Source organism: Streptomyces sp. NPDC042002 (assembly GCF_055588305.1).
On sequence record NZ_JBVJCT010000004.1, the window covers coordinates 484,016 to 497,361 of the forward strand.

Annotated in this window: 13 protein-coding genes; 10 read left to right on the top strand and 3 right to left on the bottom strand. The window is 70.2% G+C overall.

Annotated features, from left to right (window positions below; all coding sequences use genetic code 11):
- Nucleotides 1-268 precede the first annotated feature (268 nt).
- On the top strand, nt 269-769 hold the full coding sequence (locus ACZ6KY_RS09800) for an ATP-binding protein (RefSeq protein ID WP_469309827.1): 501 nt from the start codon (nt 269-271) through the stop codon (nt 767-769).
- 8 nt (nt 770-777) lie between these two features.
- Here ACZ6KY_RS09800 and idi read toward each other — a convergent pair whose 3' ends face one another.
- The 3 genes from idi to galE form a co-directional block, all read right to left on the bottom strand.
- A complete protein-coding gene (idi, locus tag ACZ6KY_RS09805) occupies nt 778-1,371 on the bottom strand; it encodes an isopentenyl-diphosphate Delta-isomerase (protein ID WP_469309774.1) in 594 nt (197 codons plus the stop codon).
- A gap of 322 nt (nt 1,372-1,693) precedes the next feature.
- The gene (locus tag ACZ6KY_RS09810) at nt 1,694-2,632 is read right to left on the bottom strand and encodes a cation diffusion facilitator family transporter (protein WP_469309775.1); all 939 of its coding nucleotides are present in this window, start codon (nt 2,630-2,632) and stop codon (nt 1,694-1,696) included.
- A gap of 151 nt (nt 2,633-2,783) precedes the next feature.
- On the bottom strand, nt 2,784-3,764 hold the full coding sequence (galE, locus tag ACZ6KY_RS09815) for a UDP-glucose 4-epimerase GalE (RefSeq protein WP_469309776.1): 981 nt from the start codon (nt 3,762-3,764) through the stop codon (nt 2,784-2,786).
- A gap of 321 nt (nt 3,765-4,085) precedes the next feature.
- Between galE and ACZ6KY_RS09820 the strand changes: the two genes are divergently transcribed.
- The 9 genes from ACZ6KY_RS09820 to hpnD all read left to right on the top strand — a co-directional run bounded on the left by ACZ6KY_RS09820 (nt 4,086) and on the right by hpnD (nt 13,338).
- Nucleotides 4,086-5,885, top strand: coding sequence for a DUF5941 domain-containing protein (locus ACZ6KY_RS09820; protein ID WP_469309828.1), 1,800 nt, complete (start codon nt 4,086-4,088; stop codon nt 5,883-5,885).
- Nucleotides 5,882-6,634, top strand: a complete 753-nt coding sequence (locus ACZ6KY_RS09825) for a phosphocholine cytidylyltransferase family protein (protein ID WP_469309777.1) — start codon at nt 5,882-5,884, stop codon at nt 6,632-6,634. The genes ACZ6KY_RS09820 and ACZ6KY_RS09825 overlap by 4 nt, the downstream gene beginning before the upstream one ends.
- Nucleotides 6,622-7,683: an iron-containing alcohol dehydrogenase family protein gene (locus ACZ6KY_RS09830; protein ID WP_469309778.1), complete on the top strand. Its 1,062-nt coding sequence runs from the start codon at nt 6,622-6,624 to the stop codon at nt 7,681-7,683. The genes ACZ6KY_RS09825 and ACZ6KY_RS09830 overlap by 13 nt, the downstream gene beginning before the upstream one ends.
- A complete protein-coding gene (locus tag ACZ6KY_RS09835) occupies nt 7,661-8,440 on the top strand; it encodes a CDP-alcohol phosphatidyltransferase family protein (protein ID WP_469309779.1) in 780 nt (259 codons plus the stop codon). The genes ACZ6KY_RS09830 and ACZ6KY_RS09835 overlap by 23 nt, the downstream gene beginning before the upstream one ends.
- On the top strand, nt 8,437-9,321 hold the full coding sequence (locus ACZ6KY_RS09840; protein WP_469309780.1) for a glycosyltransferase family 2 protein: 885 nt from the start codon (nt 8,437-8,439) through the stop codon (nt 9,319-9,321). Before ACZ6KY_RS09835 ends, ACZ6KY_RS09840 begins: the two co-directional genes overlap by 4 nt.
- 98 nt (nt 9,322-9,419) lie before the next feature.
- Nucleotides 9,420-10,346: an ABC transporter permease gene (locus ACZ6KY_RS09845; RefSeq protein WP_469309781.1), complete on the top strand. Its 927-nt coding sequence runs from the start codon at nt 9,420-9,422 to the stop codon at nt 10,344-10,346.
- On the top strand, nt 10,339-11,118 hold the full coding sequence (locus tag ACZ6KY_RS09850; protein WP_469309782.1) for an ABC transporter ATP-binding protein: 780 nt from the start codon (nt 10,339-10,341) through the stop codon (nt 11,116-11,118). Before ACZ6KY_RS09845 ends, ACZ6KY_RS09850 begins: the two co-directional genes overlap by 8 nt.
- A gap of 370 nt (nt 11,119-11,488) precedes the next feature.
- The gene (gene hpnC, locus ACZ6KY_RS09855; RefSeq protein ID WP_469309783.1) at nt 11,489-12,391 is read left to right on the top strand and encodes a squalene synthase HpnC; all 903 of its coding nucleotides are present in this window, start codon (nt 11,489-11,491) and stop codon (nt 12,389-12,391) included.
- Entirely contained in the window at nt 12,388-13,338 is a 951-nt protein-coding gene (hpnD, locus tag ACZ6KY_RS09860; protein WP_401336754.1) for a presqualene diphosphate synthase HpnD, read from the top strand. The genes hpnC and hpnD overlap by 4 nt, the downstream gene beginning before the upstream one ends.
- Nucleotides 13,339-13,346: the final 8 nt, after the last annotated feature.

Below are 13,346 nucleotides of genomic sequence, written 5' to 3' on the forward strand. Positions count from 1 at the left end.
GATTCCGATCATGGTCTCGGGCCGTTTCCCGGGCGACGGAACCGCGGGGAACGAATCGGGTCGGACGAGGGGCAAACCCGTACAACCCGAATAGTTTCGGAAGTCGCCACCAAAAGGCCAGGAGTTGTCGCAGAATCGGCGGTGTCGTACGTCGGCGATCAGGAATCATCGATAATTGCTGACTTCTGTTCAGTCAACCGGTACGGACCAGTGCATTACCAACACTCGACGTGTGGTGACAATCGAGCGCAAGGGTGGCGACCGGACGATGGAGAACCTCGGGCGGGGGTCCGACCCGAGCCCCGAAGGCGGAGGCGCGACTCCCGGCGTCAGATTGCCGGGACCGCTGCCGTACGAGGGGGTGTGGCGGTTCACCGCCGCCGCCGTCGACGCCTCGGTGCCGCAGGCGCGGCACGCCGTCCGTGATCTGCTGGTCCGCCAGGGGGTGCCGGTCGCGGACGATGTCGTTCACGGACTGCTGTTGATCGTCTCCGAACTGGTCACGAACGCCGTCAAGCACGCGGCACTTCTGTCGCCGATGCTCGCGGTGGAGGTCGCGGTCGGCGCCGAGTGGGTCCGGGTGTCCGTCGAGGACAACCACCCCTACCGCCCGACCGCTCTGGAGGCCGACCACGGGCAGACCGGGGGCCGGGGCCTGCTGCTGGTGCGTGAGGTGACCCGGGAGTTCGGCGGAGTGTGCGACGTCGAGCACACCGCGGACGGCGGCAAGGTGATCTGGGCCGCCCTGCCGCTCGCTCCGAGCGTGTAGCGGACCGGCTACCAGCCCGCGGACGGGCCCGTCAGCTCCCGGATCGCCGGACGGGCCGCGTCCAGCACGGTCATGAACCACGCCGAGAAGGGGTCCTCGGCGTGCCGCTCCGCCAGCTCGGCGGCGGTCACGAAGGCCGTCGAGCCGACCTCCTCCGGGTCGGGCCGCAGCACCGACTGCACCATCCCGACGAAGAGGTGGTTGTACTCCTGCTCCACCAGGCCGGACTCCGGGTCCGGGTGGTTGTAGCGGACCGTGCCCGCCTCGGCGAGCAGGGTCGGCGACACCCCGAGCTCCTCGTACGTCCGCCGGGCCGCCGCCGCGAAAGGTCCCTCGCCCGGGTAGGGGTGGCCGCAGCAGGTGTTGGACCAGACACCGGGGGAGTGGTACTTGCCGAGGGCGCGCTGCTGCAACAGCAGCCGGCCCTGTTCGTCGAAGAGGAACACCGAGAACGCTCTGTGGAGCTGTCCCGGGGCCTGATGGGCCGCGAGCTTCTCCGCCGTACCGATCGTGTTGCCGTCCTCGTCGACCAGTTCCAGCAAGATCGCTTCAACGGTGCCGTTCGACGAACTGTGCGTCGCGGTGGCAGGTGTGATCGGCATACCCATCCTTCGCATCGGTCTTCAAGCCCCAAGTCTGCCGTACGAAACCGGCACTCCCGGCACTTCGCGGCTCCGCATGTCCCGCCCCGGGGAGCCCCGAGCGGAAAGTGCGGCCGACCCGTGTCGGACGCCGGAAGCGGCCGGACACCTGATCGTGCCCGGTGTCACCGGCACGGAATCGCCGGGAGGGGGGTCGGACAAGTGTTCGGGTAGCCGGTCGAAACGGCACCGGACGGCCACCGGCACTCGCGTGGCCGCCGGAACGGCCGATGCCGTCGAGGGTGCCGGAACAGGCACCGGCGCCCGCGCGGTCACCGGCCGGTCAGTGGCAGAGTTTCGCCTCGTGCTCCGCGTGTCCGCTCGGCTCCAGCTGGAACGTGCAGTGCTCGACGTCGAAGTGGACGCCGAGGCAGCCCTGGAGTTCGTGCAGGACCTTCTCGTGGCCGATCGCGTTCAGGACGTCCGAGCTGACGACCACGTGCGCGGAGAGGACCGGCATGCCGGACGTGATGGTCCAGGCGTGCAGGTCGTGGATGTCCTCGACCCCGTCGAGGGCCAGGATGTGAGCGCGTACGTCCGCCATGTCGACCCCCTTGGGCGCCGCCTCCAGGAGCACGTCGAGCGTCTCCTGCAGCAGCTTCCAGGTGCGCGGGACGATCATCAGCGCGATGGCGATCGAGGCGATCGGGTCCGCAGTCTGCCAGCCGGTGGTCATGATCACCACCGCGGCGACGATGACCGCCGCCGAGCCCAGCGCGTCCGCCGCCACCTCCAGGAAGGCACCGCGCACGTTCAGGCTGTCCTTCTGCCCGCGCATCAGCAGCGTCAGCGAGATCGTGTTGGCGACCAGACCGATCACACCGAACACGATGGTCAGTCCGCCGTTGGTGTCCGCGGGCGTGATGAAGCGCTGGATCGCCTCGACGAGCACATAGCCGCCGACGACGAGCAGCAGCAGACAGTTGGCGAGCGCGGCGAGGATCTCGGCCCGCGCCAGGCCGAAGGTGCGCTTCTCGCTCGGCGGGCGCGCCGCGAAGTGGACCGCGAGCAGGGCCATGCCAAGACCCAGCGCGTCCGTCGCCATGTGCGCCGCGTCCGCGACGAGCGCGAGCGAGTCGGCGAGCACACCGCCGAAGATCTCGACGACCATGACGGTGAGCGTGATCGCCAGCGCGACACGCAGCCTCCCGCGGTACGCGGCTGTCGCCGTACCGGTCGGGGGAGCGCCGTGCGCGTGCCCGTGGTCGTGCCCAGCCCCCATGAAAGCCCGCCTCCTGTTTTCCGCTCGGTCACCCCAGTCAACTACGGGCGGGGGGTATCGGGCAACGCGGCACTGAACACCGTTGTCATATGCTCTGACCTGCGGAAACGATCCGCAGGTCAGAGCGGCGCCGAGAGTGGCGCCGGTAAGATCATGTGACGCTGGTCTCCGGGTGGTGCAGCAGCCAGCCCCGCCACGCCGACTCCACCATCTCGCGTACCTCGCGCCGCGCGCTCCAGTCCAGCCGCTCGGCGGCCAGGGCGGCCGAGGCGACCGCGCGCGGGGCGTCACCGGGGCGGCGCGGCTCGACGACCGGCTCCAGGGTGCTCCCGGTGACCTCGGAGACGAGCGCCAGGAGCTCCCGCACGGAGACCCCCTCGCCGCGCCCGATGTTCACCGTCAGATCGCCGCTCGCGTCGCCGGCCAGCCGCCGGGCCGCCGCGAGATGCGCCTCGGCGAGGTCGGCGACATGGATGTAGTCGCGTACGCAGGTGCCGTCCGGCGTCGGGTAGTCGTCGCCGAAGATCCGGGGGGCCTCGCCGCGGGTGAGACGGTCGAACACCATCGGGATGATGTTGAAGACTCCGGTGTCGGCGAGCTCCGGCGAGGCCGCGCCCGCCACGTTGAAGTAGCGCAGGCACACGGTGGCGATGCCGTGCGCCCGGCCCGTCGCCCGGACCAGCCACTCGCCGGCGAGCTTGGTCTCGCCGTAGGGGCTCATCGGGGCACAGGGGGTGTCCTCCGTGATGAGGTCCACATCGGGGTTGCCGTAGACGGCCGCCGACGAGGAGAACACGAAACGCCTGACGCCCGCCCCGGCGACCGCCTCCAGGAGCGTCGCGAGGCCGCCCACGTTCTCCTGGTAGTAGCGCGTCGGCTCGGCCACGGACTCACCGACCTGCTTGCGCGCGGCGAGGTGCACCACACCCGTCACCGCGTGCTCCGCCAGGACCCGCTTGAGCAGATCCTCGTCCAGTGACGACCCCTGGACGAGGGGAATGCTCTCCGGAAGCCGGTTCTGTACGCCGGACGAGAGGTCGTCGAGGGCGACGACGCGCTCCCCGGCCTCCGCCATCGCCCGCGCCACGTGTGCCCCGATGTATCCGGCTCCGCCTGTGATCAGCCATGTCATGGACGACCACCCTATGCGGGTCCGGCGCCGGGTCCGCCGGGTCCCGCTCGCGGGAGCCTCGCGGGGCGCCGTGCGCGATGCCGGGAATGCGCCGGTGTGCGAAGCCGCGCTTGTGACCCGGGCCCGGAATCCCTGATGATGATCGCGGCGCCCGCTGGACAAAATCGGCTGATCGGGCCGTGAACGGGTGGTGAACGCCCGCTTCCATTCATCCGATAGCCTCTGCCGACATGCCGCCGGGGCCGCCGCCGTGGACCGGGGGCCATCCCATCACGCACACGCCGGGCGCCAGGCCGCGCCGGCACTCAGGGAGTGAGTTCGCTGCCGACCGCCATCCTCACCGGCCAGCCGGTCCCCGGATCGTCGCTCGAAGGCGATCTGCGGTCGCTCGGCTTCGACGTGGGTCTCGCCTCCGACGCGGGCGAGACCGAGACCCTGCTCGCCGCCGTGCCGGCGAACGAGCGGGTCGCCGTCGTCGACGCCCGCTTCGTCGGGCATGTACACGCCCTGCGCCTCGGTCTCACCGACCCGCGCTTCGCGGCCTCCGCCCTTCCCGGCGCCGTATCCGTACAGCCCGAGGCCCGGCGGGCGCTGACCCGCGCCGTGACCCGGGAGACCGTGGCCGCGGGCAACGCGGCCGTCGCCACCGAGGACCTCGCCGATCGCCTCGGCGCGGCACTCGACGCCGACGACCTCGCCGTGTACCGCCCGGAACTCGGCACCCTCGTCGCCGCCGTCCCCGCCGATCCGCAGGAGCGCAACGAGGTCCGGCAGGCCGTCCTGGCCGTCGACGACGAGGCCGTACGGCTGCGCAGCGCCGTCAAGGCCCGCGACGGCTTCTTCACCACGTACTGCATCAGCCCGTACTCGCGCTACATCGCCCGCTGGTGCGCCCGCCGCGGTCTGACCCCGAACCAGGTCACCACCGCCTCGCTGATCACCGCGCTCATCGCCGCGGGCTGCGCCGCCACCGGCACCCGCGCCGGCTACGTCGCGGCCGGTCTGCTGCTCATGTTCTCCTTCGTCCTGGACTGCACGGACGGACAGCTCGCCCGCTACTCCCTCCAGTACTCGACGCTCGGCGCCTGGCTGGACGCGACCTTCGACCGCGCCAAGGAGTACGCCTACTACGCGGGCCTCGCGCTCGGCGCGGCCCGCGGCGGCGACGACGTGTGGGCGCTGGCGCTCGGCGCGATGATCCTGCAGACCTGCCGGCACGTCGTGGACTTCTCCTTCAACGAGGCGAACCACGACGCCACGGCCAACACCAGCCCCACCGCGGCCCTGTCGGACAAGCTCGACAGCGTCGGCTGGACGGTCTGGGTGCGCCGGATGATAGTCCTGCCCATCGGCGAACGATGGGCGATGATCGCCGTTCTCACAGCGCTGACGACTCCCCGTATCACCTTCTACGCACTGCTCGCCGGCTGCGCCTTCGCGGCCACGTACACCACGGCGGGCCGGGTGCTGCGCTCGCTCACCCGCAAGGCGAGCCGCACGGACCGCGCGGCGCAGGCCCTGGCCGACCTCGCGGACAACGGTCCGCTCGCCGAATACGCGGCCAGGTGGCGCAGCCCCAACACGCGGTTCTACGCCGGTTCGCCGCTGCTGTACGCGGTGATCGGTGTCCTGGTCCTCGGCAACACCCTCGCCTCGGGCGACTCCTGGCTGATCGTCGGCGGTGCTGTCGCCTACGCCGTCACCTCGGGCCTGGCCCTCTCCCAGCCCCTCAAGGGCGCCCTCGACTGGCTGGTCCCCCCGCTCTTCCGCGCCGCCGAATACCTCACCGTTCTCGTACTGGCGGTCGACGCCGACGTGAACGGAGCACTTCCGGCGGCTTTCGGTCTGGTGGCCGCGGTCGCCTACCATCACTACGACACGGTGTACCGCATTCGCGGAAACGCCGGAGCCCCCCCGCACTGGCTGGTGCGGGCGATCGGCGGGCACGAAGGCAGGACGCTGCTGGTCACCGTCCTGGCCGCGCTGCTCACCGCCGCACAGTTCAAGGTCGCGCTCACGGCGCTCGCCGTGGCCGTGGCGCTGCTGGTGCTCGTCGAGAGCATCCGCTTCTGGGTGTCCTCCGGGGCACCCGCCGTACACGATGAAGGAGAACCCGCATGATCGGCCTTGTGCTGGCGGCCGGCGCCGGACGGCGTCTGCGTCCCTACACCGACAGCCTCCCCAAGGCTCTTGTGCCGGTGGGCCCCGCGGGCATGGAGGATTCCATCACGGTCCTGGACCTGACCCTCGGCAACTTCGCCGAGATCGGCCTGACCGAGGTCGGCATCATCGTCGGCTACCGCAAGGAAGCCGTCTACGACCGCAAGGCGGCCCTTGAGGAGAAGTACGGCCTCAAGATCACGCTCATCGACAACGACAAGGCCGAGGAGTGGAACAACGCCTACTCCCTGTGGTGCGGACGTGACGCCCTCAAGGACGGCGTGATCCTCGCCAACGGTGACACCGTGCACCCGGTCTCCGTCGAACGGACGCTGCTCGCCGCCCGCGGTGACGGCAAGAAGATCATCCTCGCCCTCGACACGGTGAAGAAGCTCGCCGACGAGGAGATGAAGGTCGTCGTGGACCCCGACAAGGGCGTCCAGAAGATCACCAAGCTCATGGAGCCGTCCGAGGCCACCGGCGAGTACATCGGCGTGACCCTCATCGAGGGCGCCGCCGCCGCCGAGCTGGCCGACGCCCTGAAGACGGTGTGGGAGACCGACCCGCAGCAGTTCTACGAGCACGGCTACCAGGAGCTGGTCAACCGCGGCTTCCGGATCGACGTCGCGCCGATCGGCGAGGTCAAGTGGGTCGAGATCGACAACCACGACGACCTCGCCAAGGGACGTGAGATCGCGTGCCAGTACTGACGAGGCTCATCCCCTCGCCGGTCGTCGTCGACATCCGTCCGGGTGCCCTGGACGACCTGGCGAGCGTGCTCTCGGACCAGCGGATCTCCCACTCGGGCAAGCTGGCCATCGCGGTCAGCAACGGCTCGGGCGCGCGGCTGCGCGACCGGATCGCCCCGGCACTGCCCGGAGCGAGCTGGTACGAGGTCGGCGGCGGCACGCTCGACGACGCGATCCGGCTGGCCGACGCCATGAAGTCCGGGCACTACGACGCGGTCGTGGGCCTGGGCGGCGGCAAGATCATCGACTGCGCGAAGTTCGCCGCGGCGCGGGTCGGGCTGCCGCTGGTCGCGGTGCCCACGAACCTCGCGCACGACGGTCTGTGCTCGCCGGTCGCCACCCTCGACAACGACGCGGGCCGCGGCTCGTACGGCGTGCCGAACCCGATCGCCGTGGTGATCGACCTCGACGTGATCCGTGAGGCGCCGGTCCGGTTCGTCCGGGCGGGTATCGGGGACGCGGTCTCCAACATCAACGCGATCGCCGACTGGGAGCTGTCCAACCGGGTCAACGGCGAGAAGATCGACGGACTGGCCGCCGCCATGGCGCGCCAGGCGGGCGAGGCCGTCCTGCGGCACCCCGGGGGTATCGGCGACAACGACTTCCTCCAGGTCCTCTCGGAGGCACTCGTCCTCACCGGCATCGCGATGTCGATCTCGGGCGACTCCCGCCCGGCCTCCGGCTCCTGCCACGAGATCAACCACGCCTTCGACCTTCTCTTCCCCCAGCGCGCGGCGAGCCACGGCGAGCAGTGCGGCCTGGGCGCGGCCTTCGCGATGTATCTGCGCGGGGCCCACGAGGAGGCGGCGTACATGGCCGAGGTGCTGCACCGGCACGGACTGCCGGTACTGCCCGAGGAGATCGGCTTCACCGTGGACGAGTTCGTGCAGGTCGTGGAGTTCGCTCCGCGGACCCGGCCCGGCCGTTACACGATCCTCGAACATCTCGACCTGAAACCCCACCAGATCAAGGACATCTACTCCGACTATGCCAAGGCCATCGGTAGCTGAACTCCGCCCCGTCGTTCACCCCCCAGGGGTGAAGGACCGGCGCAGCGGTGAGCACTGGGCGGGACGCCTGTACATGCGAGAGATCTCGCTGCGCTGCGACCGCTACCTGGTGAACACCAGGGTCACGCCCAACCAGCTCACGTACCTGATGACCCTCTGCGGCGTGCTCGCGGCCCCCGCACTGCTGGTGCCGGGGATCGTGGGCGCCGTGCTCGGCGTGGTGATGGTCCAGCTCTATCTGCTGCTCGACTGCGTCGACGGCGAGATCGCGCGCTGGAAGAAGCAGTACTCGCTCGGCGGGGTCTATCTCGACCGGGTCGGCGCCTATCTGACCGACGCGGCCGTCCTCGTCGGCCTCGGTCTGCGCGCCGCCGACCCGTGGGGCACCGGAAGCGTCGACTGGCTGTGGGCCTTCCTCGGCACGCTGGCCGCCCTCGGCGCGATCCTGGTCAAGGCCGAGACCGATCTCGTCGGTGTCGCCCGCCATCAGAGCGGGCTGGCGCCGGTCAAGGAGTCCGCGTCCGAGCCCCGTTCCTCGGGCGTGGCGCTGGCCCGCAGGGCCGCCGCGGCACTCAAGTTCCACCGGCTGATCCTCGGCATCGAGGCGTCCCTGCTGATCCTGGTCCTCGCGGTCGTGGACCAGATCAGGGGCGACCTGTTCTTCACCCGCCTCGGCACCGCCGTGCTCGCCGGCATCGCGCTCCTGCAGACCGTGCTGCACCTGGTGTCCATCCTCGCTTCGAGCAGGCTCAAGTGAGCGCGGCGACGAAGGTCGGCGCGGTGATCATCACCATGGGCAACCGCCCCGACGAACTGCGAGCCCTCCTCGACTCCGTCGCCAAGCAGGACGGCGACCGTGTCGAGGTGGTCGTGGTCGGCAACGGCTCACCCGTCCCGGACGTCCCCGCGGGCGTCCGAACGGTCGAACTGCCCGAGAATCTCGGTATCCCCGGCGGCCGCAACGTCGGCATCGAGGCCTTCGGCCCCGGCGGCACCGACGTCGACGTCCTCCTCTTCCTGGACGACGACGGCCTGCTGGCCCGCCACGACACGGCCGAGCTGTGCCGCCGGGCCTTCACGGACGACCCGGAACTCGGCATCGTCAGCTTCCGCATCGCCGACCCCGAGACCGGTGAGACCCAGCGCCGCCACGTCCCGAGGCTGCGGGCCGCCGACCCGATGCGCTCCTCGCGCGTCACCACGTTCCTCGGCGGCGCCAACGCGGTCCGTACGAAGGTCCTCGCCGAGGTCGGCGGGCTCCCGGACGCCTTCTTCTACGCCCATGAGGAGACCGACCTGGCCTGGCGGGCCCTCGACGCCGGCTGGATGATCGACTACCGCTCCGACATGGTCCTGTACCACCCGACGACCGCCCCCTCGCGGCACGCGGTGTACCACCGGATGGTGGCCCGCAACCGCGTCTGGCTCGCGCGCCGCAACCTGCCCGCTCCGCTCGTCCCGGTCTACCTCGGCGTCTGGATGCTCCTGACGCTGCTGCGCCGCCCCTCGCGGGCCGCCCTGCGGGCCTGGTTCGGCGGATTCCGGGAAGGCTGGACGAGTCCGTGCGGACCCCGCCGTCCCATGCGGTGGCGCACGGTGTGGCGGCTGACTCGACTGGGCCGACCCCCGGTCATCTGACAAGCTCGACTTTGAGAGCACCCGGGCCCGACCCGGTCGCCGGTTCATGCCGGTGCCCGACCCGGCCGTGCGCATCTTGAAGACGAAAGTTTGCCCTTGTGAGTACCACACAAGACGGCGGCATCACGGTGAGCGGCCTGCCGTCACCCGACGACGGGCTGTCCGCGGCCGAAGTGGCCGCGAAGTACGGGCTCGCGGTCAGCGGTGCCCGGCCCGGACTGGTCGAGTACGTCCGTCAGCTGTGGGGACGGCGGCATTTCATCCTCGCCTTCTCGCAGGCCAAGCTCACCGCGCAGTACAGCCAGGCCAACCTGGGCCAGCTCTGGCAGGTGGCGACGCCGCTGCTCAACGCGTTCGTCTACTACCTGATCTTCGGCCTGATCCTGAAGGTCGGCCGCGGTATGCCCCACGACGTGTACATCCCGTTCCTGGTGACCGGCGTGTTCGTCTTCACCTTCACGCAGAACTCGGTCATGGCGGGCGTCCGGGCGATCTCGGGCAACCTCGGGCTGGTGCGCGCGCTGCACTTCCCGCGCGCCTCGCTGCCCGTCTCGTTCGCCCTCCAGCAGCTCCAGCAGCTGCTCTTCTCGATGATCGTGCTGTTCGTCGTGGTCATCGCCTTCGGCAGCTACCCGGGCCTGTCCTGGCTGCTGATCATCCCGGCGCTGTTCCTCCAGTTCATGTTCAACACCGGCCTCGCGCTGATCGTGGCGCGGATGGGCAGCAAGACGCCCGACCTCGCCCAGCTGATGCCGTTCGTCCTGCGCACCTGGATGTACGCCTCCGGCGTCATGTTCTCCATCAGCGCCGTGCTCGTCGGCCGCCCCGCATGGATCGTCCGCGTGCTCCAGGCGAACCCGGCCGCCGTCTACATGGACCTGGTGCGTTACGCGCTCATCGACGGCTACGGCCCCGCCCACCTGCCCCAGCATGTGTGGGCCCTCGCCGTCTTCTGGGCCGTGACCACGGCCGTCGGCGGTTTTGTGTACTTCTGGAAGGCCGAGGAGAGGTACGGCCGTGGCTGAGCCAGAGAAGAGGTCGCCCATCCCGACCGTCATCGCGGACGAGCTGCACATCGTCTACCGCGTGAACGGCGCCAGGACCGGCAAGGGCAGTGCCACCGCCGCGCTCAGCCGCATCCTCAAGCGGGGCGAGGAGCGCGGTGTGCGCAAGGTGCACGCCGTCAAGGGCGTCTCCTTCACGGCGTACCGGGGCGAGGCCATCGGCCTGATCGGTTCGAACGGCTCCGGCAAGTCCACGCTCCTGCGGGCCATCGCCGGTCTGCTCCCCGCCGAGAAGGGCAAGGTCTTCACCGACGGCCAGCCCTCGCTGCTCGGCGTGAACGCGGCCCTGATGAACGACCTGACCGGCGAGCGGAACGTCATTCTGGGCGGTCTGGCGATGGGCATGTCCCGCGAGCAGGTCAGGGAGCGCTACCAGGAGATCGTCGACTTCTCGGGCATCAACGAGAAGGGCGACTTCATCACCCTGCCGATGCGGACCTACTCGTCCGGCATGGCGGCCCGGCTGCGCTTCTCCATCGCGGCGGCCAAGGACCACGACGTCCTGATGATCGACGAGGCCCTCGCGACCGGTGACCGCTCCTTCCAGCGGCGGTCCGAGGCCCGGATCCGCGAGCTGCGCAAGAGCGCGGGCACGGTGTTTCTGGTCAGTCACAACAACAAGTCGATCCGCGACACCTGCGACCGCGTGCTGTGGCTGGAGCGCGGCGAGCTGCGCATGGACGGCCCGACCGAGGACGTTCTCAAGGAGTACGAGAAGTTCACGGGCAAATAGCCCGTTCGGCCCACCACAGGACCCACGGCCCCGCTGGAACTCTCCGGCGGGGCCCTGCGTCTGCAAAGGAAACGCCAACTCCCGTCGGCGTGAGGAATCTTGACGCCAATCGGTGTGTTGTTGTGATGTGCAGGACACCCCGGCGGAGTGTGCCGCGTTGTACAACGTAAGCTGTACCGGTGCTGAATCGCGCCAAGTAGGGCGATAATACGCGACACCCGGCACCGTCACGCTGAGCGGATCCCCGGGCGGCGTGTCCGAAATGGGCAGTGTTGGGTCGGCAGTGTAGAACGGGAGATGTGACGGCAATGGCTACGGTGACCCTCCAGCTCCGCGATGCGTGTGCCGTCCTCGCGCCGGGCGGCGAGCGGTGACCGAAGCCGGGACGGCCCGCACCGGCGATCCGGAGCGCGGCACCCTCGACAAGGCCGCGGACGAGAACTTTCCCGTGGCCCCGTTCTTCCTGCCCAGGGCCTGGCGCGACGACCTGATGGCCGTGTACGGCTTCGCCCGCCTGGTCGACGACATCGGTGACGGCGATCTCGCCCCCGGTGGCGCCGACGCCCGTCTCCTCGGCGTGTCGGCCGCGGACGCCGACGACCGCATGGTCCTCCTCGACGCCTTCGAAGCCGATCTTCACCGGGTGTTCGACTCGACCCCGCGCCACCCCCTGCTGCGCCGGCTCCAGCCCACGGTGCGCCGCGCGCGCCTGGCCCCCGAACCCTTCCTCGGCCTGATCGCGGCCAACCGCCAGGACCAGCTCGTCAAGCGGTACGAGACCTACGACGACCTGCTCGCCTACTGCGAACTGTCCGCGAACCCCGTCGGCCGCCTGGTCCTCTCCGTCACCGGAACGTCCACGCCCGAGCGGGTCCGCCACTCCGACGCGGTGTGCACGGCGCTGCAGATCGCCGAACACCTCCAGGACGTCGCCGAGGACCTCGGCCGCGACCGCGTCTACCTGCCCGCCGAGGACATGAAGCGCTTTCATGTCGTCGAAGCGGATCTTGCCGTCCCCACAGCAGGCGCATCGGTGCGAGCACTGGTTGCATACGAAGCAGAACGCGCCATGAACCTCCTGAATGAAGGCACCCCCCTCGTGGGTAGCGTCCACGGCAGGCTGAAGCTGCTGCTCGCGGGGTTCGTTGCGGGGGGAAGGGCGGCGATCCGTGCGATTGCCGCCGCCGAATACGACGTACTTCCCGGCCCGCCCAAGCCCGGCAAGCTCCAGTTGCTGCGCGAGGTGGGAGTGACTCTGCGAGGAAAGGGGTGATCCGGACCGTGGAGTCGGAACAGCACGTGTCCGCACCGGTTCTCGCCGCGTACAGCTATTGCGAGGCGGTGACCGGCCAGCAGGCCCGCAATTTCGCGTACGGCATCAGGCTTCTGCCGACGCCCAAGCGGCGTGCCATGTCGGCGCTCTACGCGTTCTCGCGGCGCGTCGACGACATCGGCGACGGCACGTTGGCGCCGGACGTGAAGGCGGTACGCCTGGAGGAGACCCGGGCGCTGCTCGCCCGCGTCCGCGCGGGCGCCGTCGCGGAGGACGACACCGACCCGGTCGCGGTCGCCCTCAGCCACACCGCCGAGTACTTCCCGGTACCCCTCGGGGGCCTGGACGAACTCATCGACGGTGTGCTGATGGACGTACGCGGCGAGACGTACGAGACCTGGGACGACCTGAAGGTCTACTGCCGGTGCGTGGCCGGGGCGATCGGGCGGCTCTCGCTCGGGGTCTTCGGCACCGAACCGGGGGCGCGTGGCGCCGAGCGCGCGCCGGAGTACGCGGACACGCTCGGGCTCGCGCTCCAGCTCACCAACATCCTGCGGGACGTCCGGGAGGACGCCGAGGGCGGGCGCACCTATCTGCCGGCCGACGACCTGGCCAAGTTCGGCTGCTCGGCCGGGTTCAACGGGCCGACTCCACCGCCCGGCTCCGACTTCGCGGGCCTCGTGCACTTCGAGGTACGGCGGGCGCGTGCCCTCTTCGCCGAGGGCTACCGGCTGCTGCCCATGCTGGACCGGCGCAGCGGCGCCTGTGTCGCGGCCATGGCGGGCATCTACCGGCGCCTGCTCGACCGCATCGAGCGCGAGCCGGAGGCCGTGCTGCGCGGCAGGGTGTCGCTGCCGGGGCGCGAGAAGGCGTACGTCGCCGTGCGCGGCCTCTCCGGTCTCGACGCCCGGCACGTCTCCCGCCGTACGGTCCGGAGGCGTGCCTGATGGACAAA

Coding starts and splice junctions, on each gene's coding strand:
- idi (WP_469309774.1), bottom strand. CDS start 1,371: ATGCCGATCACACCTGCCACCGCGACGCACAGTTCGTCGAACGGCACC.
- galE (WP_469309776.1), bottom strand. CDS start 3,764: ATGACATGGCTGATCACAGGCGGAGCCGGATACATCGGGGCACACGTG.
- ACZ6KY_RS09835 (WP_469309779.1), top strand. CDS start 7,661: ATGCCAAGGCCATCGGTAGCTGAACTCCGCCCCGTCGTTCACCCCCCA.
- ACZ6KY_RS09800 (WP_469309827.1), top strand. CDS start 269: ATGGAGAACCTCGGGCGGGGGTCCGACCCGAGCCCCGAAGGCGGAGGC.
- ACZ6KY_RS09825 (WP_469309777.1), top strand. CDS start 5,882: ATGATCGGCCTTGTGCTGGCGGCCGGCGCCGGACGGCGTCTGCGTCCC.
- ACZ6KY_RS09810 (WP_469309775.1), bottom strand. CDS start 2,632: ATGGGGGCTGGGCACGACCACGGGCACGCGCACGGCGCTCCCCCGACC.